The organism is Telluria sp. AIW5 (assembly GCF_056680575.1).
On sequence record NZ_CM155289.1, the window covers coordinates 4,439,432 to 4,465,359 of the forward strand.

Here is a 25,928-nt window from a genome sequence, read left to right on the forward strand (position 1 = left end):
TTTTCAAATGAGGACATCATGATCGAACCGCTCGCAGCGCCTGTCGACACCCGACCCTTCCTCCCCTTCGCGCTACCTGACATCGGCGATGAAGAAATCGCCGAAGTGGTCGCCTGCCTGCGTTCCGGCTGGGTGACGACAGGCCCCAAAGTGCGCCAGTTCGAACAGGATTTCGCTTCCTACCTGGGCGGCGGCATCGAGACGGTGTCCGTCAACTCGGCCACCGCCGGACTGCATCTGGCACTCGAAGCGCTTGGCATTGGCCCCGGCGACGAAGTGATTCTCCCGACCATGACCTTCACCGCTACCGCCGAAGTCGTACGTTACCTGGGCGCGCAACCGGTGCTCGTCGACGTCGAGCCGGGCACCCTCAACCTGAACGCGGCCGCAATCGAGGCTGCGATCACGCCGCGCACCAAGGCCGTCATCCCGGTGCACTACGCCGGCCTGGCATGTGACATGGAAGCGATTCTCGCGCTCGCGGCAGCGCATCGTCTACGCGTGATCGAAGACGCTGCGCATGCGCTCCCCACGGTCTACAAAAGCAGGCTGGTCGGCACCCTGGACAGCGACATCACGGTCTTCAGCTTCTATGCCAACAAAACCATGACCACCGGTGAAGGCGGCATGGTGGTCACGCGCGATCCGGCACTCGCGGCCCGGGTACGGCTGATGCGCATCCACGGAATCAAGCAGGACGTGTTCGCGCGCTATACCTCGCCCAAGCCGGCCTGGTTCTACGAGGTGATTGCGGCCGGGTTCAAGTACAATCTGACCGACATCGCCGCTGCCATCGGCGTCCAGCAGTTGCGCAAGCTCGACCGCTTCCTGCTGCGCCGCCAGCAGCTCGCACGGGGCTACGCTGCGGGCCTTGCGGGCTTGCCGCTACAACTGCCCCCGGACGCAACGGATGGCTCGAGCCATGCCTGGCATTTATATCCGGTGCAGCTGACCAATGATGCCGCGCTGGACCGCGACATGGTCATCGCTGCCCTGTCCGAGCGGGGCATCGGGACCAGCGTGCATTTTATTCCCCTGCACCGCCATCCCTACTGGCGCGACACTTGCAACTTGTCTCCGGGCCAGTTTCCGGTTGCCGAAGACAGCTTTGAACGCATGCTGACGCTGCCCCTGTATACAAAAATGAGCGATGCGGATCAGGACCGCGTCATCGCGGCTGTGCGGACGATATTGTCATGATCAAACGCCTGTTCGATATCGCTGCAGCGGCTGCGGGCCTGGTGCTGCTGGCGCCTCTGTTCGCGCTCGTTGCCCTTTGGATCAAAGTCGACTCCACAGGCCCGGTATTTTTCCGCCAGCTGCGCGTCGGCCGCTTCGGCAAGCCGTTCAACATCATCAAGTTCCGCACCATGAGCACGCGAACCGGCGCAGGGCTCGAGCTGACGATCGGCGCTGACTGCCGCATCACCAGGGCGGGCAGCCTGCTGCGCCGATACAAGATTGATGAATTACCACAACTTATCAACGTGCTCCAGGGAACAATGAGCCTGGTCGGTCCACGACCGGAGGTACCGCGCTACATGGCTTGCTATCCACCGGATGCCCGCGCGATCGTTCTGTCTGTAGCGCCGGGCATCACCGATTGGGCCTCGATCCTGTATCGCGAGGAAAGCCAGATACTCGGGCAAGCGCCGGACGCTGAACGGGCCTACCTCGATACGATTCTCCCCATCAAGATTGGCTACTACGTCCGGTATGTCCAGGAACGCAGCTTCTGGACCGACCTGCGGATCATCTTCGGCACCCTGGTAGCCATCATTCACTGAGGAACGCAGATGACCTGGATCCCATTCCTGCAACTGGGCGACATCAAGCTGACGCTGGCGCTTGCGGCGGGAATCAGCGCCTGGCTGCTGACGGCGCGCGCGTGGCGCATGGCGTTCTGGTGGAGCCTGCTTTTCGGACTTGGCATCGGCCTGGTCACTGCCAGCAAAGTCGCATTCATGGCTTGGGGAATGAGCTTGCACGACGTCGAATTCAAGGCAATCAGCGGCCACGCCACTGGCGTGACCGCGGTGTTCCCCACCCTGCTCTACCTGCTCCTGCAGCCCCGCGGGGCGCGTGCGCAGGCGGGCGGAATCGTCGCTGGCCTGGCGCTGGGAGGCCTGATGGTCATCCTCCTTGTCGCCGAGAACGAGCACAGCCTGGCCGAAGCGCTGGTCGGCTGGTTCACCGGCGCGGCCGTGAGCCTCGGCGCTGTCCACATGGCACGTGGACAGCCAGCCTCCCGCGCACTGCCACTTGGCGTGCTGTGCGCGATGCTGGTATTCGCGTCGGCAGCCTGGGTCATGCATGAGGTGCCATACGGCTACCTGATGGCCCGTACCGCCGTACTTATTTCAGGTAATTCCCCTCCTGTGCAATGGTGCACCGGCAGTTAAAAACCAACCATACCAAGGGTCTCCCATGCGAACGCACAACCTACCGCGCCCGTCCTTCCAGCGACAGAGCCCGCTCGGCGAGGATTACTGGCACTCGATCACGATTTCGATATTACGGGGTCTCGCCGCGTTTCTTGTCGCCGCCGCACACCTGCGCGCACACATGTATCCGGGCCTGAGTACGCTGGCAGATCCCTCCCTGTGGTTCCAGGGTTTCGCATTCATCACGGGATTCGGACACCAGGCGGTGCTCGTGTTCTTCGTCATGAGCGGATGGCTGGTCGGTGGCAGCCTGCTCAACAAGATGGGCCATCCGGGCGCCATCACCAACTATGCGATCGACCGCGCCACCCGTCTCTGGACCGTGCTGATTCCAACCTTCGGGCTGACGCTGCTGTTCGGCCTCGCCACCGGTATGCTCCATCCGAATGGTATCGATTTCTCGGCCGCTAACGAATTTTCGGCGCTATCGTTTCTCGGCAATCTGCTTGGGCTGCAGAACGTGACGTTGGACGATTTCGGCGGCAACTACGCACTCTGGAGCCTCGCTAACGAGACCTGGTATTACGCGTTATTCCCCTTGCTGGTGGTGCTGTTCACCGCGCGCCGCCACAGCGCCCGCATCGCCAGCGGCGCTGCGCTGGCACTGGCAGCCGCCCTCCTTCCCGGCAAAATCACGATGTACTTCGCCATCTGGCTGCTCGGGGTGGTGTTCTCGCGCGTGCGCATCGAGTGCGGCGTTACGGCGCGTTGCGCATGGCTGGTACTGCTGGTCGCCGCCCTGTCCTATTTCCGGCTGACTGGCGACAATGACGAGTTCAACGCAGACACGCTCGGAACGGACCTTGTGGCCAGCGTCCTGTTGTTGGTAATGCTCTCCAGCCTGCAATTCAAGGCGGCGCCGGACTCGACGCTAAGCCAGCCGCTCGCCCGCGTCGGCAACTTCTTCGCTGACTTTTCCTTCAGCCTATATGTGCTGCACGTCCCGCTGATTTTCCTGCTAAAACACATCGCAACCACGCAATTCGCGCTGCCCCAGCTGTCGCCCGGCGAGCCCTTGCACTTCGTGGTCTACCTTGGCATGCTGGCAATCCTGATGGGCGCGTCTTACCTGTCCTACCTCATGTTCGAATCGCGGACCTACCGCATCCGGCGAATCGTGAAGGACCTGGTTGCGCGGCGCCATGCAGCACCTCAAGAAACCGTGCCGGCGCGGGCCAAGCGCTAACTCCAATAGCCAACCCGCCGCCCGGCTTCGCAGAATCACGAATCCGGGACCGGCTCGGCGCGCGGGTATCGGCCACCGGCCTGCTTCATTCGCGAATAGGTAGCTGGCTTATTTGCGATCAGAAGTGGCCGCCGATGGGGCCGCCAACCCACTGGCGAAGACCCGCAGCACCGAATCATCAGGCTGAATAGGGCAGCAACTCAGCAGGATGCGCATGATAGGCCCCCGGCCCGGGGCGACGTCGATCGTCGCTTCATTCAACCGACATCCCTACTGCGACATGGCACACCGCCGCGGCGTGGACTCAGGCCGAATCGCCGATGTGGACGGAATCTGGACGCGAGGTTTCGACCGATATCGTGTTCACGCCGGCCGATGCCAGTCGTCATAGCTGTGGAGAGGATCCCCTGAGGCGAGCTGGCGCGGGACCCGCGGCGGCGCACACGAATCAGGCCCAGTAGCCGATCTGCACACCAGACTCCGACTGACAGAGGACCCAACGCCGGCCGACGCCAAGCGTTATAGCTGTGGAGAGGACTCCCTGCGGCGGGCTGGCGCGAACCCGCGACGGCATACACAAATCAGGCCGAGTAGCCGATCTGCACACTAGACTCCGACTGATATAGAGTCCCACGCCGGCCAATGACAGGCATCATATCGTTAAACAGAATGCCCTGCGGCGAGATTCCTGCAAGGTTCAGGCGCTTGATCGACTCTGTGATGTCAGCCTCGTTGGTTACCCCAGCCCGGGTCACGATGAAGACCGCGCCGGCGTGGGCGCCGATAATCAGCGAATCCGCCACGGCCAGGATGGGCGGAGGGTCCAGCAGCACCAGGTCATAATCGGCGCTGACCGCTTCGAGCAGCTCGCCTAAATTAAGATGCAGCAAGAACTCCGAACGGTTCGGCGGCAAGGCGCCGGTTGGGATGAAGTCCAGGTTCTCCATCACTTCATGATGAATCACGTCCTCGACCGGCATTGCGCCAGTGATCGCTTTCGACAGTCCCAGGTCACGCGCCACGCCGAAATAGCGGTGCAACTGGCCATTGCGCAGGTCGGCGTCGATCAGCAGCACCCGCTTGCCGCTCGCCGCCATGACGGCCGCAAAGTTGGCGGCGACGAAGGACTTGCCCAGGTGGCGAGTCGGGCCGGCGAACATGACGATGTTGTTCTTGAAGTGCGGCATCGAGAATTGCAACGCTGCCCGGAAGCTGCGCAGGCTTTCGACCGCCGGATCTTCCGGCATGATCTGGGCCAGCAAGGGCAGCACGGCGCGGTCGCCGCGCGCCTTGCGCAGCAGCTTGTCCTGGTTGCCGCTGTGGGGAATCGATGCGTAGACGACACGTGCGTTCAGCAAGCGCTCGATTTTGTGCGGATCGTCGATGCCGCCCTTCAACGCCTTGCGGGCAAAGGCCAGCAGCGTTCCCAGCAACAGGCCGGTAACGACCGCGAGCGCGACGATCAGCGGGCGGTTCGGCTTGAGCGGCTTTTCGGGCGCGATCGGCGCATCGATCAGGCGCACGTTGCTGACACGGCCCACCGAAATGAGCCGCAGCTGCTGCGCCGTATTCGACAGTGCTGTGTACAAATCGGTGTTGACCTTGATGTCGCGCGTCAACCGCGCCTCATCCTGCTCGAGCACCGGTAAAGTCTTGATGCGTGCGGCGACTTCCTCGATCTCGGCGTCGACTTCCTTGCGCTGGCGGTTGATCGCAGCAACGATCGGGTGGTCTTCGGTAAAGCGTGCGAGCAACTCGGTTTTTTTCTGCAGCAGCTCGATCCGGCGCGCCCTTGCTGCAGTCGCCTGTGCCAGGCTCATCCTCGCTTCCTCACGCAGGTCGACAGTGCCGTGCGAATTGCGGAACTGGTTGTAGCGGTCTTCGGATTGCTCCAGCTGGCGTTTCAGGATCGGCAGCTGCTTGTTCAGGAATGCCAGCGATTTCTCCGCTTCCTCCGTCTTGCGAGCCAGGTTCTGGCGCATGTATTCGCGGCCGATCTCACTGAGCAAGGCGTTGATGCGCTTCGCGTTTTCGCCCTGCAGCTTGACCTCGATCACGCCCGACTGTTTGCCCTGCTCGGTGATGACCATGGCCGTCTGGATCGCCTGGATCGTCCCGAGGCGGGACTTGCGCTTGAGGCTGAAGCGCGCACCGGGGTTCGCGTACAGCCGGTCGACCTTGATCTCCATGCTCCCGTCCGGCGTCGCGACGCGATAACGCTGGCCGACTGTACCGTCGAAAGCCAGGCGCTGGCCCCCTCCGGAAAAGTGATAGCGATTGACGCCATTCGCAGTGAGCGTGAACTCGCGGTTGAGCCAACTTTCAGGGACGTCGAACACCGACACTTCTGCCTTTTCGCCCCCCCATACATAGCCGCCATAGCCGAACAAGCCCGGGTTGGCGAGCACGCCGTCGTTCTGGTTTGCGAACCAGAAGCCGACGACGGGAAAATATTTTGGCTGCACCTCAATGTAGAGCTGCAGGTTGTCCACCGCCTGTGAGACGACCATGCGCGAGCGCAGCAGTTCCATCTCGGCGATGGCGGCCTTCTTGGTCTCGAACAATGAGGACGCCTCGCTCAAGATGTTCTTTGAGGCGTATGGGCTTTCCTCCTCGACGTGGATCATCAGGTTGGCTTCGTACACCGGCTTGGCCACGAGGGCGTACAACACCGCGATCAGGGTGATCAGTGCCGTGATGCCGCCGATCAGCCAGCGGCTCTCGTACAGCGTATTGAAATATGCCTTCAGGTCGACCGTGGGTTCGTCCGCAGCGCCCTGCGTCGGGTGCGGGTCGAACGGAACGCTCAGGATGGGCGGACTGTGCGCAAGATGGGTCAGCGTATGGTTGTCGGAGTGCTTGGTCATGTTCGGCTCCCTTGGCTCAGGGCCGGTTGGTGACGCCAACCGCGGAGGTAAGCGCGCCGGGGAACAACAAGCTGAGGTGGCGGTTCCATTTCGCCATCGGCGAGGCGGCAACGTAGACCACGTCTTTTGGCCGCAGGTCGAACGACTCGGCCATGGCGATGGAGCCCGTCAGGCGCGCGTCGAGCTGGAACACGCGGGTGCGCTCAGGCGTCTTGCGGACGACATAGATTTGGCGCGCGTCACCGCTCAGGGGGCTGATCCCCCCGGTCTCGCCGAGTGCCTCGTTCAGGGTCAGGCGGCCGTCGTGCATCGGGAGCGCGCGGGGGGTGACCACTTCGCCCGAGACAAACACCTTGCTTTCGTCGCGCGAGTGGACCCGCACGACGTCGCCGTGCGCCAGCATGATGTTTCCGGGATTAACGCCCTTCTGCACCAGCTCGCGCAGATTGATGCGGTAGCGCGCATCGCCGCGCTCAAGCGCAATGCGGCTCTGGTCCGCGGTCGGGAGCAGTCCACCGGCGCGATTGAGCGCTTCGACCAGCGTCATCGGAATATCGTTGATCGCCTGCAGGCCGGGCGACTTGACCTCGCCATCGATATAGACGCGCTTGCTACGGTAGGACTGCACGCGGAGGGTAATGTTCGGGTTGGCGATGTACTTGGCGAGCTTATGCGTCAGATGCGCGCGCGCCTCGTCTTCGGTCAGTCCCTCGACCGGCAGCAGTCCGGCGAAAGGAAACTGGATGCGCCCCTGGTGGTCAACCACGAATCCCGGCTGTGATGTATTGGCATTGGCGGCGCTGGAAGCGGTGACGTCGGCCGCTGCGGTGGCCGCGGTCATGCCGCCGGCGGCCAGTTCAGGATGGTCCCAAACCACGATCGACAGGATATCACCGCGGCCGATGGTGTACCGCGACTGATGCGGCAGCAGCAACTGCGAGAGGTCCTGGTCGACTTGCTGCAAATTGGCCTGCTTCTCCGTGGCGATCAACTGCTCTGTAATCATTTCCGTGGGAGGCGGCGCGTCCGCGGAGGCACCACTGCCCTCGGATCGGAATTGCAACCCGGGGGCGCAACCGGCCAGGACCAGCACAGTTAAGGCGGCGACAAAGCGCAACCGCACAACTACTGATGGGAGTTTCATGACTTGCCTATGGGATGGACTGGGATGTTATGGCTGACTAACTCAGCGTAAGGCGTCCGTCATCGGAGACTTTGCTGCACGTCAAACGGCAGGCGCAAGTGAGCTGGTGATGCACGGCTGAGCTGGTGATGACGCCGCCCGGACGATTCCCGCAAGACGAGGAAAGACCGGCGCGATTCTCCCGGCAACCCGAAGGACTCGGGTAAACAGCCGGATACCGCAGATTCCGGTCACGTCGACGCGCGGCCAGGTCCAGCGAAAGGGAGCATGCCGGGACCGACAGGATCAGCGCATGCATCATCGAAGACAACGACAATCCGATCACCACCCGACGAGTCGCTGGAGCAAACTTCACGTCGGCAGCGAGCGCGCCACATGCTGCCGCGACCCTGTATTGTCGAGTTGGCAGCAGCGCGTTGACCGGGCCAGCGCGTGCACACGCTGGCAATTGCCGGCGGCGTGGACGATACTGGTAGCGCCCTGATACCAATGGAGGCCTACCTATGCTTGCAGGATTCATTTTCGCGACCGGGATCGAGAACAGCGCGCCGACCATCGCGGACGGCCAGGTGCGCATGGACGAGCTCGAGAAATGCGGCCATTACAAGCATTGGAAGCTCGATTTCGACCTCGTGCAGGAACTCGGCTTGCGGGTGCTGCGCTACGGCCCGCCCCTGCATCGCACCTGGCTCGGCCCGAATCGCTTCGACTGGGAATTCGCCGACCTGACCTTCGCCGACCTGCAGCGCCGCAACATCGCCCCGATCGTCGACCTCTGCCACTTCGGTGTGCCCGACTGGATCGGAAATTTCCAGAATCCGGATTTTCCCGAGCTGTTCGCCAACTACGCCAGCGCTTTTGCTCGGCGCTACCCTTGGGTGCAAATGTACACGCCGATCAACGAGATGTGGATCTGTGCGGTCTTTTCGACCCTGTACGGCTGGTGGAACGAGCAAATGCGCAGCGACACCGCCTTCGTGACCGCGATCAAGCACTTGGTCAAGGCTAACATTTTGGCCATGCATGCGATCCTGACGGTACGCCCGGATGCCCTGTTCATCCAGAGCGAGTCGACCGAATACTTCCACGCCGAGTCGCCCGACGCCGTCGGCCCCGCTGAGATGAACAATGCACGCCGCTTTCTCGCGCTCGACCTGAATTACGGGCGGCGCGTCGATTCCGACATGTACGAATACCTGCTCGACAACGGGATGCGGCGCGAGGAATACCATTTCTTCCTCCAGCACAATCTGAAGCATCACTGCATCATGGGCAACGACTATTACCAGACCAACGAGCACTATGTCGCGGCGGACGGCATGACGCGCGCGGCCGGCGAGATCTTTGGCTACGCGGTCATTACTCACCAGTATTACAACCGCTACCGGTTGCCGGTGATGCACACGGAAACGAATCTGTGCCAGGGCCCGGGGGGCGACGAGGCGGTGTATTGGCTGAAAAAGGAATGGGCGAATGTCCTCCGGGTGCGCAACAACGGCGTCCCCCTGATCGGCTTCACCTGGTATTCCCTGACGGACCAGGTCGACTGGGACAGCGCGCTACGCGTCAACAACGGCAATGTGAACGCGCTCGGCCTGTTCGACCTCGACCGCCAGATCCGTCCGGTCGGCGTCGCCTACCGCGAACTCGTGAAAGCCTGGGAAGCCGTACTGCCGACCAAGAGCATTTGCCTGCAGGTGCCGGTCGTCATGCCGCACGAATTCGGCACCGAGATCACGTCGATCGCCCCCGAGGCTCCGGCCAGCGGGGCCATCCAGGGCTGACCGGTTCAGCGCTTGCGCAGCGTGAAGGAATAGGTGTCGCCGTGCGCCAGGTAGACCACGCCGTCCTCCAGCCCTGCCGCCTTCACTTCGCGCGCAAACTCGGCCAGCGGCGACTTGAACACGTCGTAATCGTTGTAGTGGATCGGGATCGTCTTCTTTGGTTTGATGATCTGCATCATCTGGACGCCGTCCTTGCCATCCATCGTCACCTTGAAAACGCCCAGGATGCGGGTGCCGCCCAGGTGCAGCAGGGCCAGGTCGATGCCCGGGAAGCGTTGCGGAATGCTGCGGATGTCGTCGTACACAAGGGTGTCGCCGCTGATATACATGCGGTAGTCCGGCGTCTCCGCGTTCGCGCCGAAATCGAGCACGCTGCCCATCACCGTCGGCAGCAGCACCGACACCCCGGCCGCGCCATGACGGCCGGGCACGGCAGTAACGCGGAGGCGGGTGTCGCCCTTGGTCACCTCGAGTTTGTCCCAGTCGGAGAGCGCAAAGCGCTGCTGGAAGCCGAGGCGCTTGAGCTTTTCGCTCGCTTCACGGGTGGAAACGATCGGTGTGTTGCGGTTCAGGCGCTCCTGCACCAGCTTGTCGAAATGGTCCTCGTGCATGTGCGACAGGATCACGAGGTCGATCGGCGGCAGCTTGTCGAAGTCGATGGCCGGGTTGGTCTGGCGCTGGGCGGTCAGGCCGTAGCCGAGGTGCACGTGGTCTCCCTTGTGCAGGAAGTTCGGATCGGTCAGGATGGTCAGTCCCTGGTATCGGATCAGCACGGTCGCGGTGCCGATGAACTGCACTGTGCCCGATTCCGCGGCCGCCGCCGGCTCGCCGGCGGGGAGCTTGAGGGTATATGTATCGCCCTGCGGCACGACCGCCTGCGGCTGGCTCTCCGCTCGCGCGAGGCCCGCGAAGGAGATCCCGAATGCGGCCAGCAAGACGGCAGACCCCAGCAAACGATGAACACGCATACACACTCCGTAAATGGACGAGCCCGCTACTTGGAGCCCCTTGGAGGCCAAGACGTTAACATAAAGACTATCCCGGCGGCGTTCGTTTCCAGACAAACAACTCGCACCATGTTCAGCGCTCCTCCCCCGCGTCCGCCAGCCATGCAAGGCGGTTCCCGAGCGCAACGCGCCGGGATATACTTGAGCAGCTTTGTTACTTCACCAACTAATCAAAACGCTTACGCGCTCTCCCATGTCCCAAGGTCTGCTTCCCCGCATCATCCCCGCCCTGCTCGGCCTGTCGTTGGCCTTGCCTCTTGCCGCCACTGCCGCTCCGGTACCGGCCGAGGTGGCGCCGGTAATCGAGCGCATCTCGGCCGCTTCGATGCGCGGCAACCTGTCCTTCCTCGCCTCGGATGCGCTCGAGGGCCGCGGCACGCCCTCGCGCGGGCTCGATATCGCGGCCGAATTCATCGCCTCGCAGTTCCGCGCGGCCGGGCTCGAGCCGCTCGGTGACGATGGCTATTTCCAGACGGCCGACTGGAACCTGATCGATCCCCGGCGCGCAAAGAATCCACCGGCAACGCCGGCCGCGCCTGTGAAGGTGCGCAATGTCGTCGGCATCCTGCGCGGTTCGGACCCGGCCTTGAAGGACACGTATGTGCTGGTGACGGCGCACTACGACCACGTGGGCATGAAACCCGGCCAGGGCGACGGCATCTTCAACGGCGCCAACGACGACGGCAGCGGGACGGTGTCGGTGATCGAGCTGGCCAGGGCCTTCAGCCAGAACAAGACGCGCCCGAAACGCAGCATCGTGTTCATGACGGTGTTCGGCGAGGAACATGGCCTGGTGGGTTCGCGTTACTACGGCGCTCACCCTCTGGTGCCGATCGACAAGACGATCGCCGGAATCAACCTGGAACAGGTCGGACGCACAGACGACAACGAAGGCGCCCAGGTGCGTTCCGTCGGCGTCACCGGCTTCGATTTTTCCGACGTCGGCGCCATCCTCAAGTCGGCCGGCGACGACACCGGCATCCGCGTCTGGAAGCACCCGGTCAACAGCGACAAGTATTTCGCCCACAGCGACAACCAGGCGCTCGCCGACCAGGGCATTCCATCGCACACGGTGAGCGTGGCCTACGGTTTCCCCGACTACCATGGCGCGGGCGACCACTGGGACAAGATCGATTACGAGAACATGGCCGCAGTCGACCGCACTGTTGCGCTGGCGATCTGGACGATCGCTAACGGCACGACCGCGCCGAAGTGGGATGCGAAGAATCCGAAGGCGGCCAAGTACCTGGGTATCTGGCAAGGCCGCAACCTGAAATAAGGATGGGAGGGGCGCGATCCGGCCCCTCGTTCCCTGAACGACTGCTCAGGCGGTGCGTCGCGCCGCCGCCGCACCCTCCTCCCGCGCCTGAAACGCATTCCCAAAAACTTTACGCGAACTGCGAACTGGCTAACGGACTGATGTAACAGTTGCGCCGACAATCTGTTCGATGAACAGTGGAGGCCCGATGAGCACAGTACGACACACCTTTACGACGACCGTTCCAGCTTCCGCCGAGGAAGTCTGGGCCTGGTCGACCTCCATCAAGGGCATCAAGGCCGAGATGTGGCCCGTCCTGAAGATGACTTTTCCGAAGGGCATGACCCACATCGCCGAGGACATGACGCTGGACAAGCCCCTATGCCGCTGCCAGTTCCTGCTGCTCGGACTTTTTCCCATCGATATGTCGAAGCTGACCTTCGCCGAACTCGAACCGGGCCGCCGTTTCGTCGAGCAGTCTCCCCTGCTGTCGATGCGTTCCTGGCGCCACGAGCGCATCGTCACGCCCACGGCGGACGGCACGCTCGTGACCGACAACCTGACCTTCAGGCCGCGCATCGCGGGGCCGCTGGTCGGCTGGTTCGTGAAATTGTTTTTTGAACACCGGCATGCGGTACTCGCGAAGTCGTTTGCCAAGGGGGCAGTAAAACCGGCGCAGGGCGCCGCGGTTTGAACGCGGCAGGGCAAGGATAGAAAGCGCGATTGAAAAGCGGAAAATTCTGGATTTCACTGGCCTGCCCAGCAGGAATCGAACCTGCGACCCTCAGCTTAGAAGGCTGATGCTCTATCCAACTGAGCTATGGGCAGAGAGAAGCGCTGACGAATGTCGACGCAGAAATGAAAACGGGCCGTCGAAACGGCCCGTTCGTAATACTTGGTCGGAGTACAAGGATTCGAACCTTGGACCCCCTGGTCCCAAACCAGGTGCGCTACCGGGCTGCGCTACACTCCGAATACATTCATCATACTCGCCCGGAGGTCCCGCGTCAATGCGGGCACCTCAGGACTTGCATTCCGTTCTCAGGCCGCGAGCTTGTCCGCGATGCGGCGCGCCATGCTGTCGGCCATCTCCGCGTCCTTCGCTTCGACCATCACGCGGATCAGCGGCTCGGTGCCCGATGCGCGGATCAGCACGCGGCCGGCGTCGCCCAGTTCGCGCTCGACCGCTTCCTTCTCTGCAACCATGCCCATGTCCTTGGTCCAGTCGAAGCCCGGCTTGACGCGCTTGTTGATCAGCGTTTGCGGATAGAGCGTCAGTTCGCTGCAGCACGCTTCCAGCGACTTGTTGCTGCGCTTCAGCGCCGAGAGCACCTGCAGGGCCGAGACAATGCCGTCGCCCGTCGTGTGCTTGTCCAGCGCCAGCAGGTGGCCCGAGCCCTCGCCTCCCAGGATCCAGCCGCGCTCCTGCATCACTTCCAGCACGTAGCGGTCGCCGACCTTGGCGCGGGCGAAGCCGACGCCCAGTTCCTTGAAGGCCACTTCCAGTGCCATATTCGTCATCAGGGTACCGACGGCGCCGGCGACCTGCCCGGTCGACATGCGGTCGCGCACCATCAGGTACAGCAATTCGTCGCCGTTATACACGCGGCCGGAAGCGTCGACCATGATCAGGCGGTCGGCGTCGCCGTCGAGCGCGATGCCGAGGTCGGCCTTGTGCTCGATCACGGCGGCCGACAGCGCTTTCGGTGCGGTGGCGCCAAAGCCGGCATTGATGTTGAAGCCGTCCGGCGTGGCGCCGATCGAGACGACTTCTGCGCCCAGCTCGTGGAACACGTGCGGGGCGATGGCGTAGGCCGCGCCGTGGGCGCTGTCGACGACGATCTTCAGGCCACGCAGGTCGAGTTCGCTCGGGAAGGTGCTCTTGCAGAATTCGATGTAGCGGCCTTGCGCGTCGCGCAGGCGCGTGGCGCGGCCGAGTTTGTCGGAGGGAACGCATGCCATCGGCTGGTCGATCGCCTCTTCGATCGACAGTTCGACGCTATCGGGCAGCTTGGTGCCGTGCGCGGAAAAGAATTTGATGCCGTTGTCCTGGAACGGATTGTGCGATGCCGAGATCACGACGCCGGCCTGCAGGCGCAGCGCGCGCGTCAGGTAGGCAATTGCCGGGGTCGGCATCGGACCCGCCAGCATGACGTCGACGCCCGCTGCCGAGAAGCCCGCTTCCAGCGCGGCTTCGAGCATGTAGCCGGAAATGCGCGTGTCCTTGCCGATCAAGACGGTCGGACGGCTGCTGGCAGCGTAGTCCTTGGCCAGCACCATGCCGGCGGCGTAGCCGAGGCGCATCACGAAGTCAGGCGTGATCGGCGCGACGCCGACCTGACCGCGAATGCCATCCGTACCAAAATATTTGCGTGCCATTTTCTTCTCTTTATCGTAAATTAATCAATAACAAATTGTGCAATTAAGCAATAGTGGCCGCGCGCCAGACCTTCAGCGCGTCGACCGTTTCTGCCACATCATGTACCCGCACGATTTTAGCGCCATGCGCGACAGCAGCCAACGCGCCTGCGATGCTGCCGGGCAAGCGCCCTTCGACGGGACGGCCGGTGACGGCGCCGATCATCGATTTGCGCGACAGCCCGATCAGCACCGGCAAGCCGAGTTCCTGCTCGATGCGGGCCGTGGCGCGCAACAAGGCGTAATTGTGCTCGACCGTCTTGCCGAAACCGAGGCCCGGGTCGACGCAGATGCGCTCGCGCTCGACGCCGGCTGCCAGCAGCGCGTCGATGCGTTCGCGCAGGAAATCAGTCACGTCCCGGACCACGTCGCCATAGACGGGTTCGGCCTGCATGTCCTGGGGCGTACCTTGCATGTGCATGACGCACAGCCCGCAATCGCTGTCCTTCACGGCCTCGATCGCGCCCGGCGCCCGGAAACCGTTGATGTCGTTGATCATGTCAGCACCGGCAATAATCGCCTCCCGCATGACCTCGGGCTTGCAGGTGTCGACCGACAAGGCCCGCCCCAGGCCCTGCAAGGCGTAGATGGCAGGCATTACCCGGCGCAGTTCTTCGGCGACCGGGACGCTCGGCGAGCCGGGGCGGGTCGATTCGCCGCCGATGTCGATCATGTCGACGCCGTCGGTGACCATTTCCTCGGCCTTCGAGATGGCGAACTCGAGCGAGCCGTAGCGGCCGCCATCGGAAAAGGAATCGGGGGTCACATTCAGGATGCCCATGACCAGGGGCTGCTTCTCGAGCCGGAAGCTGAAGCGGCCGCATTGCAGCAGTTGACGCATAGTAGAAGTGGAAAGTCGAGGAAGAATGTGCGCGAGTGAGCAAGCGCAGCTCGTTAACGAGCAAAAGACATCCGGATGGATGCCTTTTGCTGGCGAGGTGCTAAGCGATCAAGCGCGTGGACGGATCAGGACAAATCAGGCCGGTGCCGGCGCGTTGGTGGCGACACCGCCCGAACCGCTGTCGCCAGGCGGCGTGCGCTTAGTCAGGATGCCCGCTTTCGGCGGACGCGGCTCGCGGCCGGCCATGATGTCGTTGATCTGCTCGGAATCGATGGTTTCCCACTCGAGCAGGGCCTTGGTCATCATTTCGACCTTCTCGCGGTTCTCTTCGAGCAGGCGGCGCGACAGCGCGTACTGGGTGTCGAGGATGGCGCGGATTTCGGCGTCGACCTTTTGCTGGGTCGCTTCCGAGATCGTCTTGGTGGCGCCGCCGAAGAAGCCTTCGTTCTCGCTGTCTTCGTAGACCATCACGCCCATGCTTTCGGACATGCCGAAGCGGGTGACCATCGAGCGCGCCAGCTTGGTCGCACGCGAGAAGTCGTTCGAGGCGCCGGTCGACATCTGGCCGACGAAAATTTCCTCGGCAATGCGGCCGCCGAACAGAATCGAGATTTCTTCCAGCATCTTGTCCTTGTAGCCGGACAGTGCGTCGTGTTCAGGCAGCTGCCAGGTCAGGCCGAGCGCGAATCCACGCGGCATGATCGTGACCTTGTGCACCGGGTCGGCCTTTGGCAACAGCTTGGCAATCACCGCGTGGCCGGACTCGTGGTAGGCCGTGTTGCGGCGCTCTTCCTCGCGCATGACCATCGACTTGCGCTCCGGACCCATGTAGATCTTGTCCTTGGCGTCCTCGAAGTCGGCCATCTCGACCAGGCGCTTGTTGCGGCGCGCGGCAAACAGGGCTGCCTCGTTGACCAGGTTGGCGAGGTCCGCACCCGAGAAACCCGGGGTACCGCGGGCCAGGATGTCGGCTTTCACGTCGGCGCCGATCGGCACCTTGCGCATGTGCACGTTCAAGATCTGTTCGCGGCCGCGGATGTCCGGCAGGCCCACCATTACCTGGCGGTCGAAACGGCCCGGACGCAGCAGCGCTTTATCCAGCACGTCGGCGCGGTTGGTGGCGGCGATGACGATGACGCCCGAGGTGGCTTCGAAGCCGTCCATCTCGACCAGCAGCTGGTTCAGCGTCTGTTCGCGTTCGTCGTTGCCGCCGCCCATGCCGGCGCCGCGATGACGGCCGACGGCGTCGATCTCGTCGATGAAGATGATGCAAGGCGAATGCTTCTTCGCGTTCTCGAACATGTCGCGGACGCGGGACGCGCCCACGCCGACGAACATCTCGACGAAGTCGGAACCGGAGATCGAGAAGAACGGCACTTTCGCTTCGCCGGCGATGGCACGCGCCAGCAGGGTTTTACCGGTGCCCGGAGGACCGACCATCAGCACGCCGCGCGGGATGCGGCCGCCGAGCTTCTGGAATTTCGTTGGGTCTTTCAGGAAGTCGACGATCTCGCTGACTTCTTCTTTCGCTTCGTCGCAACCGGCGACGTCGGCGAAGGTGACGCTGTTGTTCGTTTCATCGAGCATGCGTGCCTTCGACTTGCCGAAGGAAAAAGCCCCGCCCTTGCCGCCGCCCTGCATCTGGCGCATGAAGAATACCCAGACGCCGATGAGGAGGAGCATCGGGAACCAGGAGATGAAGACTTGCTGCAGGAACGATGGCTCTTCCGGCGGCTTGACGTCGAAGCGCACGCCGTTCTCGCGCAGGTCGCCGATCAGGCCGCGGTCGAGCATGGTGGCGGTCGCGCGCACCTTGGTGTCGTCGGTGCGGGTGGCGGTGATGTTCGCGCCTTCGATCACGACGTCCTTCACACGGCGCGCTTTCACATCGTCGAGCAGCTCGGAATAAGCGATGGTCTTGCTGCCGCCTGCCGGGCTATGGTTGTCGAACTGCTTGAACAGCATGAACAACAGCAGTGCGACGACCACCCAGATGGCGGATTTGGAAAACATATTATTCACGAAAACTCCTCCGATGCCGATCGCACCAATACCAATTTGAGATTGCCGATTCTACCCGCGATTTTACTCGGGATTTACTTACAACATGCACGCCGCGCTACGCGCAGCCCGACATGATGCCATATTGCCACCGTTTCCACCTCGACAAGCGCGCAGGAACGCTCCCGGCGCCTGGAGGAAATGAGGCGTCATGCGGTGCATGTGCGGCTGCGATCTCAAATATCAAGAGCGGCGCCGCGATCAAGTCCCGATTTGTACTCCACCGGATTCTTGAGACCGCGCCCGAGCAAGAAAATTTCCGACGATTTATCGCGGCTCGCCTTTGGCTTGATTTGCTTGACGGTCTTGAACTCGCTACGGAACCTCTCCACGACTTGTGTGAAGCCCATATCCTTAAAGCACTTAACCAACAATGCTCCACCGGGTTTCAGGTGCATTTGAGAAAACTCAATCGCGAGATCGATCAAATGTTCCATCCGCGCAGCGTCGGCCGTCGGAATCCCCGACAGGTTGGGCGCCATGTCCGACAGCACGAGGTCCGTCTTGCGGCCTTCGAGTACGGTCGCCAGTTGGTCCAATACAACATCTTCGCGGAAGTCGCCCTGGATGTAATGGACGTCGGCAATCGGTTCCATCGGCAACAGGTCGAGGCCGATGATGGTGCCGCTGATGCCGCCGCCCTCTTTCCCCGCGAGTTTGCGGCGCGTGTACTGGGCCCAGCTGCCGGGCGTACAGCCGAGGTCGACGATGACCTGGCCGGGCTTGATGAGTTTTTCCGCTTCGTCGATTTCTTTCAGCTTGTAGGCGGCCCGGGCGCGGAACCCGTCTTTTTGCGCCTGCTTCACGTACGGGTCGTTAATATGGTCGTGTAACCAGTTTTGGTTGGATTTGTTCTTGGCCATTCGCGTAGAATACTGCTTTTAAAGGTACATCAAAAAATTATTATGCTTACACTTACACCCGGCGAACGTAGCGCCTTGCGTGCGGAAGCCCATGGCCTGAAGCCTGTGGTCATGATCGGCGAATCCGGCCTGACGGAATCCGTCATGAAGGAAATCGCCGGCAGCCTCGACGCGCACGGCCTGATCAAGGTCCGCGTCTTCGGCGACGACCGCGAGGCGCGCGCCGCCATGTACGAACAGATCTGCAGCGAACTCGGCGCCGCGCCGGTCCAGCACATCGGCAAACTGCTGGTCCTCTACCGTCCGAAAGTCGAGACGGTCAAGGAACGCAGCAGCAAGGCCGGCAAGGGCATGCGCGAAGTCACCATCGTCAAGGCCAGCGCCAGCGGCACCAAGAAGCCAAGCGTCACCAAGGTCATGATCAAGGGGAATGAACGCGTCACCGCCGGCGGCAACATCAAGCGCGCCAAACCGCGCCAGGCCAGCACCAAGAAGAATGCACTGAACAAGTGATCGAAAGCCGGAGCGAGTCTCCGGTTTTTTTTCACCGGCCTTGTGCAGCGGGCGGTATTTCCGCTAGCGGCAACACGGATCATGCGCCGTACCGCGTGGGTACAAGTGCCCACCCTACGGGTCAGCGGCTTTTCAGAATCAACACTGCCGCCAGCACGCCCTCGATCAGGTGGAACAGCTGCGACACGCCATGCATTACCGCGAACTTCGTCCACAGCGGCGAAGCACGGATGCCCAGCGGTCCTGCCGCCTCGCGCATCTGCGCCATTGCCGGCTGCAGGCCGACGAACATCACCAGCGCGCAAGCGAGCATCGCCAGCACCAGCAGGAACAGGTAGCGCCGGCGCCCCCGCTCCAGGTCCGGCGACACCTGCACCAGCACCAGCATCAGCACGGCGCAGGCCATGCTGATCCAGGCCAGGCGGCGCAGGAAAGCGCCGACGATGTCGCCGGCCAGCGGCCCGCTGGCGATCGAAAAGACCGCCGGCGCGGCGATATAGCCGAGCACCCAGATGGCGCCCGCCCACAGGGCCGCCACCAGCACGCGCGCCGCTGCGATTCGGCCAACACCGCGGCCGCCAGCGCCCGTCATCAGATGTAGCGTACTTCGAGGATTTCGTATTCGCGCGGGCCGGACGGCGCCTGCACTTCGACCACGTCGCCGGCGTACTTGCCGATCAGGGCGCGCGCGATCGGCGAGGTCACCGAGACCTTGTTCAGCTTCAGGTCGGCTTCATCGAGGCCGACGATCTGGTAGCTCACCTTCTGGCCCGAATCGAGGTCCTCTAAATCGACGGTGGAAGCGAAGACGACACGGCCTTCGGCGTCGAGCGTGGCCGGGTCGATGATCTGGGCGGCGCTCAGCTTGCCTTCGAGTTCGGCGATGCGGCCTTCGACGAAAGCCTGGCGTTCCTTGGCGGCGTCGTATTCGGCGTTCTCCGACAGGTCGCCGTGCGAGCGCGCTTCGGCGATCGCGTCGATGACGCTGCGGCGTTCCTTGGTTTTCAGCTGATGCAGTTCCTGCTTGAGAAGCTCGGCACCGTACTTCGTGAGTGGAATCGTATTGTTCATAAATCTTCAGGTATCGAATTCGTGGACGTACCAAGCGAAAACCACAGAGGCGCGCGACGCAAGCCGCGCGAGCTCTGTGGTTTGACGGTACTGCTTAGTGTAGCTTATTGCCGCTTAGTTTAAGGTTTTATGCAGGCCTTGTAAATCATAGACCCGAATTGCGTCCAGATGGCGCATGCCCTGGATCGCCGCCTCGGCGCCGGCGATCGTCGTGTAGGTCACCACGCGCGCCAGCAGCGCCGAGGTACGGATCGTGCGCGAGTCGACAATCGCGCTGCGCTTTTCCTCGACCGTGTTGATGACCATTTCGATCTCGTGGTTCTTGATCATGTCCACGACGTGCGGACGGCCTTCGATCACCTTGTTCACCGCCACCACCGGCAGGCCGGCCGCGGCGATCACCGCTGCAGTACCCTTGGTGGCCGCCAGCGTGAAGCCCATCGCGACCAGGTCGCGCGCCACCTGCACCGCGCGCGGCTTGTCGGACGCCTTCACCGACAGGAAGACGCGGCCCGCCGTCGGCAGCTTGATGCCGGCGCCGATCTGCGACTTCACGAAGGCTTCGCCGAAGGTCTCGCCCACGCCCATCACTTCGCCGGTCGACTTCATTTCCGGTCCGAGGATGGTGTCGACGCCCGGGAATTTCACGAACGGGAACACGGCTTCCTTGACGCTGTAGAACGGCGGCGTCACCTCTTTCGTGATGCCCTGCTCCGCCAGGGTCTGGCCGACCATGCAGCGCGCGGCGACTTTGGCCAGCTGGATGCCGGTCGCTTTCGACACGAAAGGCACCGTCCTGGAGGCGCGCGGGTTCACTTCCAGCACGAACACCGTATCGACCGTCTTGCCGTCGACTTCCTGCTGCTGGATCGCGAACTGGACGTTCATCAGGCCGACCACGTTCAGGCCCTTGGCCATCAGCGCGGTCTGGCGCTTGAGTTCATCGATCGTCTCTTGCGAGAGCGAGTAAGGCGGCAGCGAGCAGGCCGAGTCGCCCGAGTGCACGCCGGCCTGTTCGATGTGTTCCATCACGCCGCCGATGAAGGTCGTCTCGCCGTCCGAAATGCAGTCGACGTCGACTTCGATCGCGTCGTTCAGGAAGCGGTCCAGCAGCACCGGCGAATCGTGCGAGACCTTGACCGCTTCGCGCATGTAGCGCTCGAGGTCGCGCTGCTCGTGGACGATCTCCATCGCGCGCCCGCCCAGCACGTACGAAGGACGCACGACCAGCGGATAACCGATTTCCTGGGCCAGCGTGAGGGCTTCGGCTTCAGTACGCGCGGTGCGGTTCGGCGGCTGGCGCAGTTTCAGGTCCTGCAGCAGCTTCTGGAAGCGCTCGCGGTCTTCGGCCGCATCGATCATGTCGGGCGAGGTGCCGACGATCGGCACGCCGTTCGCCTCCAGGTCCAGCGCGAGCTTCAAAGGCGTCTGGCCGCCGTACTGCACGATCACGCCGACCGGCTTTTCCAGGTCGACGATTTCCAGCACGTCTTCCAGCGTCAGCGATTCGAAGTACAGGCGATCCGAGGTATCGTAGTCGGTCGACACGGTCTCCGGATTGCAGTTGACCATGATGGTCTCGTAGCCGTCTTCGCGCATGGCGAGGGCCGCGTGCACGCAGCAGTAGTCGAACTCGATGCCCTGGCCGATGCGGTTCGGACCGCCGCCCAGCACCATGATCTTCTTCTTGTCGGTCGGCGCGGCCTCGCACTCTTCGTCGTACGTCGAGTACATGTAGGCGGTGTCGGTCGAGAACTCGGCGGCGCAGGTGTCGACGCGCTTGTAGACCGGGCGGATGCCCAGCGCGTGGCGGCGCTCGCGCACCGCGGCCTGCGCGGTGTGCATCAGGAAGGCCATGCGCGCGTCCGAGAAGCCCTTTTGCTTGAGCTTGTACAGCGTCGGCTTGTCGAGCGAGTCGAGCGTCTGGTGGTCCAGCCACAGTTCGATGTCGACGATTTCCTTGATCTGGATGAGGAACCAGGGATCGATTTTCGTCAGGTTGTGCACTTCTTCCAGCGTGAAGCCCTGGGCGAAGGCGTCGCCCACGTACCAGATGCGTTCCGGTCCCGGCTCGCCGAGCTCTTCTTCGATGACTTCGCGGTCGCGCGTCTTTTCGTTCAGGCCGTCCACGCCCACTTCCAGGCCGCGCAGCGCTTTCTGGAACGATTCCTGGAAGGTGCGGCCCATGGCCATCACTTCACCGACCGATTTCATTTGCGTCGTCAGGTGCTTGTCCGCGGCCGGGAATTTTTCGAAGGCGAAGCGCGGGATCTTGGTGACGACGTAGTCGATCGACGGCTCGAACGAAGCCGGGGTCGCGCCGCCGGTGATCTCGTTGCGCAGCTCATCAAGGGTAAAACCAACGGCCAGCTTCGCCGCAACCTTGGCGATCGGGAAGCCGGTCGCTTTCGATGCCAGTGCCGACGAACGCGACACGCGCGGGTTCATCTCGATGACGATCATGCGGCCGTCTTGCGGGTTGATCGCGAACTGCACGTTCGAGCCGCCCGTGTCCACGCCGATTTCGCGCAGCACCGCGATCGACGCGTTGCGCATGATCTGGTATTCCTTGTCGGTCAGCGTCTGCGCCGGCGCGACGGTGATCGAGTCGCCGGTGTGCACGCCCATCGGGTCGAGGTTCTCGATCGAGCAGATGATGATGCAGTTGTCGGCCTTGTCGCGCACGACTTCCATCTCGTACTCTTTCCAGCCCAGCAGCGACTCTTCGATCAGCAGCTCCGAGGTCGGCGAGGCTTCCAGGCCGCGCTTGCAGATGGTCTCGAATTCTTCTTCGTTGTAGGCGATGCCGCCGCCCGAGCCGCCCATCGTGAACGACGGGCGGATGATGGTCGGGAAGCCGAGTTCGCGCTGGACGGCGCGCGCTTCGTCCAGCGTATGGGCGACGCCCGAACGCGCCGAACCGAGGCCGATCCTGGTCATCGCCTGCTTGAACTTGGAGCGGTCTTCGGCCTTGTCGATCGCTTCCGGCGAGGCGCCGATCAGTTCGACCTTGTATTTTTCCAGCACGCCGTGGTGGTGCAGGTCGAGTGCGCAGTTGAGCGCGGTCTGGCCGCCCATCGTCGGCAGGATCGCGTCCGGACGCTCTTTCTCGATGATGCTTTCCACGACCTTCCAGGTGATCGGCTCGATATAGGTGACGTCCGCCATCTCCGGGTCGGTCATGATCGTCGCCGGGTTGCTGTTGACGAGGATGACCTTGTAGCCTTCGTCGCGCAGGGCCTTGCAGGCCTGGGCGCCCGAGTAATCGAATTCGGCCGCCTGGCCGATGATGATCGGGCCGGCGCCGATGATCAGGATGCTTTTGATATCACTACGTTTTGGCATATTATTTCTTCTCCGCTGCTTGCATCAAACCGATGAAGCGGTCAAACAGGTAGGCGACGTCGGTCGGGCCGGGCGAGGCTTCCGGGTGGCCCTGGAAGCAGAAGGCCGGCTTGTCCGTGCGGGCGAAGCCCTGCAGCGAACCGTCGAACAGCGACACGTGCGTGACGCGGCAGTTGGCGGGCAACGTTTCCGGATCCACCGCGAAACCGTGGTTCTGCGACGTGATCAGGACCTTCTTCGAATCGAGGTCCTGCACCGGGTGGTTCGCGCCGTGGTGGCCGAACTTCATCTTCATCGTCTTTGCGCCGGACGCGAGCGCCATGATCTGGTGGCCGAGGCAGATGCCGAAGGTCGGGATGCCCTTCTCGATCAGTTCCGCGGTCGCCTTGATGGCGTAGTCGCAGGGCTCCGGGTCGCCCGGACCGTTGGCCAGGAAAATGCCGTCGGGATTCAGCGCCAGCGCGTCGGCGGCGGTGGACTCGGCCGGCAGCACCGTGACCTTGCAGCCGCGTTCGGCCAGCATGCGCAGGATGTTGCGCTTGACGCCGTAATCGAAAGCGACGACGTGGTATTGGGGATTGTCCTGCTTGCCGAAGCCCTCGCCCAGCTTCCACTCGGTTTCGGTGAACTCGTACGGCTCCTTGACCGACACGACTTTCGCCAGGTCCATGCCTGCGAGGCCCGGGAACGAGCGTGCCAGCTCGAGCGCCTGCGCTTCGGAAGGCTGGTTGCCTTGCGTTCCGGTGAGGATGGCGCCGCCCTGGGCACCCTTCTCGCGCAGCAGGCGGGTCAGTTTGCGGGTATCGATGCCGGCAATCGCGACGACGTTCTCGGCCTTGAGGTAATCGCCCAGCGACTGGGTGGAACGGAAGTTCGATGCCAGCAGCGGCAGGTCGCGGATGATCAGGCCTGCGGCGTGGACTTTGGACGCTTCGACGTCGGCGGCGTTGACGCCGTAGTTGCCGATGTGCGGGTACGTCAGCGTGACGATCTGACGCGAGTAGCTGGGGTCGGTGAGGATTTCCTGGTAGCCCGTGATGGCGGTATTGAACACCACCTCACCGGTCGTGTGACCGGCGGCGCCAATCGAATATCCCCGAAAAATAGTTCCGTCTGCGAGGGCCAGGATGGCCGGGACGGCAGGGCCAGAAAAAAATGGCGGCAAGGTAACTCCCAATAAAGTTACCGTAGCTGCGCCACGTCAGACCGGCATCCAAAACCTGCGGACGCGTTCAGCGTGCCAGAGGGTGGAAGTCGTATTTGAATGAGGAATGGAGGGTAGGCGCTACGGCAAGTAAGTGAATGGCTAAACCCCCAAATTATAGCGTGGTTCAAGCTTCGCCGCAATGCACCATCGGCGCTTTGCGGGGCAACATCGCCATTTTTACTTACAGATGAGCTGGGATTTTCCGTGGTTCAACGGTGGCGCGGGGCGGCAGCTGGTTGAACGCGTGGACGGCGCACTAGCCGCATGTCCGCTCACGTTCGGGTCAAGCCGTCCACCCTACAGCATACGTTGACGCGTAGGGTGGCCGGCTCCCCGCTTCCCTATGCGGACCCGAACCGCGTCCGCCGCCCACGCGTTCAACGCAGGTGCGATACGACGCGGAGCATCACGACGGGATGATTACGCCGTACCAACCAGCGCCGCAATACCCGCCTTCGCAATCTGCGCATCCTCGTTCGACTTCACGCCCGACACGCCCACCGCCCCGATGACGTGACCATCCACGATCACCGGCACGCCGCCTTCGAGCATGCCCTGGATCGCAGGCGCCGACAGGAAGGAGACACGTCCGCCGTTGATGACGTCTTCATACACCTTCGACTCGCGGCGGCCCATTGCGGCCGTGTTCGCCTTGGCCGGGGCGATGTGGCTCGAGACCGGCGGCGCGCCATCCAGGCGCTGCAGCCACAGCAGGTGGCCGCCGTCGTCGACGATGGCAATCGTCACGGCCCAGTTGTTTTGCAGGGCTTCGGCTTCGGCGGCGGCGGCGATCTTCTTGACGTCGTCCAGGGTCAGCATCGGTTTCGTCTTCATTCAATTCTCCTGTGGGTTGTTATGGTTGGAAGTTATGGCTGCTGCTTGGCCTTGAGTTTGGCCTTAATTTGCGGCATGACCGCGGCGGCGGCCTGCTCGCCGGCGAGGATCGCCAGGTTGCGGCCGTTGAAATCTGCACTGCCCATCTTGCCCAGCGCCGGCGTAATCACGATGTCGGCTTCCTTCAGCTCGAAATGGTTCAGGCGCTGGCCCATGATGCTGAAGGTCTGCATCAGCACGTCGAGCGAGCTGACCGTGGCCTGGGTGTCGGCCTGGGTCGAGATATTGACCGCAATGACGAAGTCGGCGCCCATCTTGTCGCGCGTGAACTTCACGGGCACCGGCGCGACCAGGCCGCCGTCGACATAGGTCTTGCCGCCGATTTTTACCGGCTGGAACACGGAGGGGACGGCGGACGACGCACGCACGGCCATGCCGGTGTTGCCCCTGTCGAACATGACGGCCTCGCCGGTCTTCAGGTCGGTGACGACCGCGCCGAAGCGTTTCGGAAGCTTCTCCATCGGCCGGTTGCCGACGGCCTTGTTCACATAGTTCTGCAGCGCCTCGCCCTTCAGCAGGCCGGGCGAGCTGGAGAACAGCGGCATGGCCCAGTCCGAGATGGTCGCCTCGTCCATGTCCATCGCGATTTTTTGCAGCGCGAAGCCGCTGTAGCCCGAGGCGTACAGGGCGCCGACCACGGAGCCCGCGCTCGTGCCGACGACGATGTCCGGGACGATGCCCTGCGCTTCCAGCGCCTTGATGACGCCGATGTGGGCGAAACCACGCGCGGCGCCGCCGCCGAGGGCGAGGCCGATCCTGATTTTCTTCGGTGCGGGTGGCGGTGCCTGGACGACGACCGGGGCTGGCGGTGGCGATGGAGTGCTGCCGCAGGCGGCGAGCAGCAGGCTGCTCAAGGCAATGAGGGAAGTACGGCGAGAGAGCATGTGCGGGATCGAAAAGAGCAATTCCCGATTGTACCGCGCAATGTTGGCGCGTGGATGAGGCCAGGCTTATGGGCTCGCCCACGGCAGTGGCGTAACGTAGGGTGGGCATGCCCACGCGTTACGGCGTTTGAATCGACGTGA

The 25,928-nt window shown here is 62.9% G+C and carries 21 protein-coding genes and 2 tRNA genes; 8 read left to right on the forward strand and 15 right to left on the reverse strand.

Annotation, left to right across the window (positions count from 1 at the left end):
* Positions 1-18 precede the first annotated feature (18 nt).
* The 4 genes from AC1MEM_RS19595 to AC1MEM_RS19610 are packed head-to-tail and all read left to right on the forward strand — an operon-like array spanning position 19 to position 3,630.
* Complete coding sequence (locus tag AC1MEM_RS19595; RefSeq protein WP_499473336.1) at positions 19-1,200, forward strand: DegT/DnrJ/EryC1/StrS family aminotransferase; 1,182 nt, start codon at positions 19-21, stop codon at positions 1,198-1,200.
* Positions 1,197-1,787 (forward strand): sugar transferase, encoded by a 591-nt coding sequence (locus tag AC1MEM_RS19600; protein WP_499473338.1) that lies wholly within the window; start codon positions 1,197-1,199, stop codon positions 1,785-1,787. Before AC1MEM_RS19595 ends, AC1MEM_RS19600 begins: the two co-directional genes overlap by 4 nt.
* Before the next feature lie 9 nt (positions 1,788-1,796).
* Positions 1,797-2,402 (forward strand): phosphatase PAP2 family protein, encoded by a 606-nt coding sequence (locus AC1MEM_RS19605; RefSeq protein ID WP_499473340.1) that lies wholly within the window; start codon positions 1,797-1,799, stop codon positions 2,400-2,402.
* Positions 2,403-2,427: 25 nt separating this feature from the next.
* The gene (locus tag AC1MEM_RS19610) at positions 2,428-3,630 is read left to right on the forward strand and encodes an acyltransferase family protein (RefSeq protein WP_499473342.1); all 1,203 of its coding nucleotides are present in this window, start codon (positions 2,428-2,430) and stop codon (positions 3,628-3,630) included.
* A gap of 581 nt (positions 3,631-4,211) precedes the next feature.
* On the opposite strand, the gene AC1MEM_RS19615 is transcribed toward AC1MEM_RS19610, so the two are convergent.
* Both AC1MEM_RS19615 and AC1MEM_RS19620 read right to left on the reverse strand, forming a co-directional pair.
* Complete coding sequence (locus tag AC1MEM_RS19615; protein ID WP_499473344.1) at positions 4,212-6,497, reverse strand: polysaccharide biosynthesis tyrosine autokinase; 2,286 nt, start codon at positions 6,495-6,497, stop codon at positions 4,212-4,214.
* Between the two features lie 16 nt (positions 6,498-6,513).
* The gene (locus tag AC1MEM_RS19620) at positions 6,514-7,641 is read right to left on the reverse strand and encodes a polysaccharide biosynthesis/export family protein (protein ID WP_499473346.1); all 1,128 of its coding nucleotides are present in this window, start codon (positions 7,639-7,641) and stop codon (positions 6,514-6,516) included.
* Between the two features lie 503 nt (positions 7,642-8,144).
* On the opposite strand from AC1MEM_RS19620, the gene AC1MEM_RS19625 reads away from it, so the two are divergent.
* Positions 8,145-9,425 carry a family 1 glycosylhydrolase gene (locus AC1MEM_RS19625; RefSeq protein WP_499473348.1) on the forward strand — a complete coding sequence of 427 codons (1,281 nt, stop codon included), beginning with the start codon at positions 8,145-8,147 and terminating at the stop codon, positions 9,423-9,425.
* A 5-nt stretch (positions 9,426-9,430) separates the two neighbouring features.
* On the opposite strand, the gene AC1MEM_RS19630 is transcribed toward AC1MEM_RS19625, so the two are convergent.
* Entirely contained in the window at positions 9,431-10,393 is a 963-nt protein-coding gene (locus AC1MEM_RS19630) for an MBL fold metallo-hydrolase (RefSeq protein ID WP_499473350.1), read from the reverse strand.
* Between the two features lie 232 nt (positions 10,394-10,625).
* On the opposite strand from AC1MEM_RS19630, the gene AC1MEM_RS19635 reads away from it, so the two are divergent.
* Positions 10,626-11,711 (forward strand): M28 family peptidase, encoded by a 1,086-nt coding sequence (locus AC1MEM_RS19635; RefSeq protein ID WP_499473351.1) that lies wholly within the window; start codon positions 10,626-10,628, stop codon positions 11,709-11,711.
* Positions 11,712-11,898: 187 nt separating this feature from the next.
* On the forward strand, positions 11,899-12,384 hold the full coding sequence (locus AC1MEM_RS19640) for an Rv1443c family protein (protein WP_499473353.1): 486 nt from the start codon (positions 11,899-11,901) through the stop codon (positions 12,382-12,384).
* A gap of 57 nt (positions 12,385-12,441) precedes the next feature.
* On the opposite strand, the gene AC1MEM_RS19645 is transcribed toward AC1MEM_RS19640, so the two are convergent.
* From AC1MEM_RS19645 to AC1MEM_RS19670, 6 genes are all read right to left on the reverse strand, one after another.
* Positions 12,442-12,518 (reverse strand) — tRNA-Arg (locus tag AC1MEM_RS19645).
* Positions 12,519-12,586: 68 nt separating this feature from the next.
* Positions 12,587-12,663, reverse strand: a tRNA-Pro gene (locus AC1MEM_RS19650).
* 68 nt (positions 12,664-12,731) lie between these two features.
* The gene (gene glmM / locus AC1MEM_RS19655) at positions 12,732-14,069 is read right to left on the reverse strand and encodes a phosphoglucosamine mutase (RefSeq protein ID WP_499473355.1); all 1,338 of its coding nucleotides are present in this window, start codon (positions 14,067-14,069) and stop codon (positions 12,732-12,734) included.
* Between the two features lie 43 nt (positions 14,070-14,112).
* Positions 14,113-14,949 (reverse strand): dihydropteroate synthase, encoded by an 837-nt coding sequence (gene folP / locus AC1MEM_RS19660; RefSeq protein WP_499473356.1) that lies wholly within the window; start codon positions 14,947-14,949, stop codon positions 14,113-14,115.
* Positions 14,950-15,084: 135 nt separating this feature from the next.
* Positions 15,085-16,971, reverse strand: coding sequence for an ATP-dependent zinc metalloprotease FtsH (gene ftsH / locus AC1MEM_RS19665; protein WP_499473358.1), 1,887 nt, complete (start codon positions 16,969-16,971; stop codon positions 15,085-15,087).
* A 215-nt stretch (positions 16,972-17,186) separates the two neighbouring features.
* Positions 17,187-17,873, reverse strand: a complete 687-nt coding sequence (locus AC1MEM_RS19670) for an RlmE family RNA methyltransferase (RefSeq protein ID WP_499473359.1) — start codon at positions 17,871-17,873, stop codon at positions 17,187-17,189.
* Between the two features lie 42 nt (positions 17,874-17,915).
* Here AC1MEM_RS19670 and yhbY point away from each other — a divergent pair, with 42 nt between their 5' ends.
* On the forward strand, positions 17,916-18,386 hold the full coding sequence (gene yhbY / locus AC1MEM_RS19675; RefSeq protein WP_499473361.1) for a ribosome assembly RNA-binding protein YhbY: 471 nt from the start codon (positions 17,916-17,918) through the stop codon (positions 18,384-18,386).
* A gap of 121 nt (positions 18,387-18,507) precedes the next feature.
* On the opposite strand, the gene AC1MEM_RS19680 is transcribed toward yhbY, so the two are convergent.
* From AC1MEM_RS19680 to AC1MEM_RS19705, 6 genes are all read right to left on the reverse strand, one after another.
* Positions 18,508-18,978: a DUF4149 domain-containing protein gene (locus AC1MEM_RS19680; protein WP_499473363.1), complete on the reverse strand. Its 471-nt coding sequence runs from the start codon at positions 18,976-18,978 to the stop codon at positions 18,508-18,510.
* Complete coding sequence (gene greA, locus AC1MEM_RS19685) at positions 18,978-19,457, reverse strand: transcription elongation factor GreA (RefSeq protein ID WP_499473365.1); 480 nt, start codon at positions 19,455-19,457, stop codon at positions 18,978-18,980. Before greA ends, AC1MEM_RS19680 begins: the two co-directional genes overlap by 1 nt.
* A 114-nt stretch (positions 19,458-19,571) precedes the next feature.
* Entirely contained in the window at positions 19,572-22,802 is a 3,231-nt protein-coding gene (gene carB / locus AC1MEM_RS19690) for a carbamoyl-phosphate synthase large subunit (RefSeq protein ID WP_499473367.1), read from the reverse strand.
* 1 nt (position 22,803) lies between these two features.
* On the reverse strand, positions 22,804-23,967 hold the full coding sequence (carA, locus tag AC1MEM_RS19695; protein ID WP_499473369.1) for a glutamine-hydrolyzing carbamoyl-phosphate synthase small subunit: 1,164 nt from the start codon (positions 23,965-23,967) through the stop codon (positions 22,804-22,806).
* A gap of 462 nt (positions 23,968-24,429) precedes the next feature.
* Positions 24,430-24,843 carry a GlcG/HbpS family heme-binding protein gene (locus tag AC1MEM_RS19700; RefSeq protein ID WP_499473371.1) on the reverse strand — a complete coding sequence of 138 codons (414 nt, stop codon included), beginning with the start codon at positions 24,841-24,843 and terminating at the stop codon, positions 24,430-24,432.
* Positions 24,844-24,875: 32 nt separating this feature from the next.
* Positions 24,876-25,787, reverse strand: a complete 912-nt coding sequence (locus AC1MEM_RS19705) for a patatin-like phospholipase family protein (protein ID WP_499473373.1) — start codon at positions 25,785-25,787, stop codon at positions 24,876-24,878.
* Between the last annotated feature and the right edge of the window lie 141 nt (positions 25,788-25,928).

What these genes read in the sequence shown, in the direction of transcription:
- carB (WP_499473367.1), bottom strand. Translation starts at nt 22,802, where the DNA reads ATGCCAAAACGTAGTGATATCAAAAGCATCCTGATCATCGGCGCCGGC.
- AC1MEM_RS19640 (WP_499473353.1), top strand. Translation starts at nt 11,899, where the DNA reads ATGAGCACAGTACGACACACCTTTACGACGACCGTTCCAGCTTCCGCC.
- AC1MEM_RS19670 (WP_499473359.1), bottom strand. Translation starts at nt 17,873, where the DNA reads ATGGCCAAGAACAAATCCAACCAAAACTGGTTACACGACCATATTAAC.
- folP (WP_499473356.1), bottom strand. Translation starts at nt 14,949, where the DNA reads ATGCGTCAACTGCTGCAATGCGGCCGCTTCAGCTTCCGGCTCGAGAAG.
- AC1MEM_RS19630 (WP_499473350.1), bottom strand. Translation starts at nt 10,393, where the DNA reads ATGCGTGTTCATCGTTTGCTGGGGTCTGCCGTCTTGCTGGCCGCATTC.
- AC1MEM_RS19635 (WP_499473351.1), top strand. Translation starts at nt 10,626, where the DNA reads ATGTCCCAAGGTCTGCTTCCCCGCATCATCCCCGCCCTGCTCGGCCTG.
- glmM (WP_499473355.1), bottom strand. Translation starts at nt 14,069, where the DNA reads ATGGCACGCAAATATTTTGGTACGGATGGCATTCGCGGTCAGGTCGGC.
- AC1MEM_RS19705 (WP_499473373.1), bottom strand. Translation starts at nt 25,787, where the DNA reads ATGCTCTCTCGCCGTACTTCCCTCATTGCCTTGAGCAGCCTGCTGCTC.
- AC1MEM_RS19610 (WP_499473342.1), top strand. Translation starts at nt 2,428, where the DNA reads ATGCGAACGCACAACCTACCGCGCCCGTCCTTCCAGCGACAGAGCCCG.
- AC1MEM_RS19595 (WP_499473336.1), top strand. Translation starts at nt 19, where the DNA reads ATGATCGAACCGCTCGCAGCGCCTGTCGACACCCGACCCTTCCTCCCC.
- AC1MEM_RS19605 (WP_499473340.1), top strand. Translation starts at nt 1,797, where the DNA reads ATGACCTGGATCCCATTCCTGCAACTGGGCGACATCAAGCTGACGCTG.
- AC1MEM_RS19680 (WP_499473363.1), bottom strand. Translation starts at nt 18,978, where the DNA reads ATGACGGGCGCTGGCGGCCGCGGTGTTGGCCGAATCGCAGCGGCGCGC.
- AC1MEM_RS19625 (WP_499473348.1), top strand. Translation starts at nt 8,145, where the DNA reads ATGCTTGCAGGATTCATTTTCGCGACCGGGATCGAGAACAGCGCGCCG.
- yhbY (WP_499473361.1), top strand. Translation starts at nt 17,916, where the DNA reads ATGCTTACACTTACACCCGGCGAACGTAGCGCCTTGCGTGCGGAAGCC.
- AC1MEM_RS19620 (WP_499473346.1), bottom strand. Translation starts at nt 7,641, where the DNA reads ATGAAACTCCCATCAGTAGTTGTGCGGTTGCGCTTTGTCGCCGCCTTA.
- AC1MEM_RS19700 (WP_499473371.1), bottom strand. Translation starts at nt 24,843, where the DNA reads ATGAAGACGAAACCGATGCTGACCCTGGACGACGTCAAGAAGATCGCC.
- AC1MEM_RS19600 (WP_499473338.1), top strand. Translation starts at nt 1,197, where the DNA reads ATGATCAAACGCCTGTTCGATATCGCTGCAGCGGCTGCGGGCCTGGTG.
- greA (WP_499473365.1), bottom strand. Translation starts at nt 19,457, where the DNA reads ATGAACAATACGATTCCACTCACGAAGTACGGTGCCGAGCTTCTCAAG.
- AC1MEM_RS19615 (WP_499473344.1), bottom strand. Translation starts at nt 6,497, where the DNA reads ATGACCAAGCACTCCGACAACCATACGCTGACCCATCTTGCGCACAGT.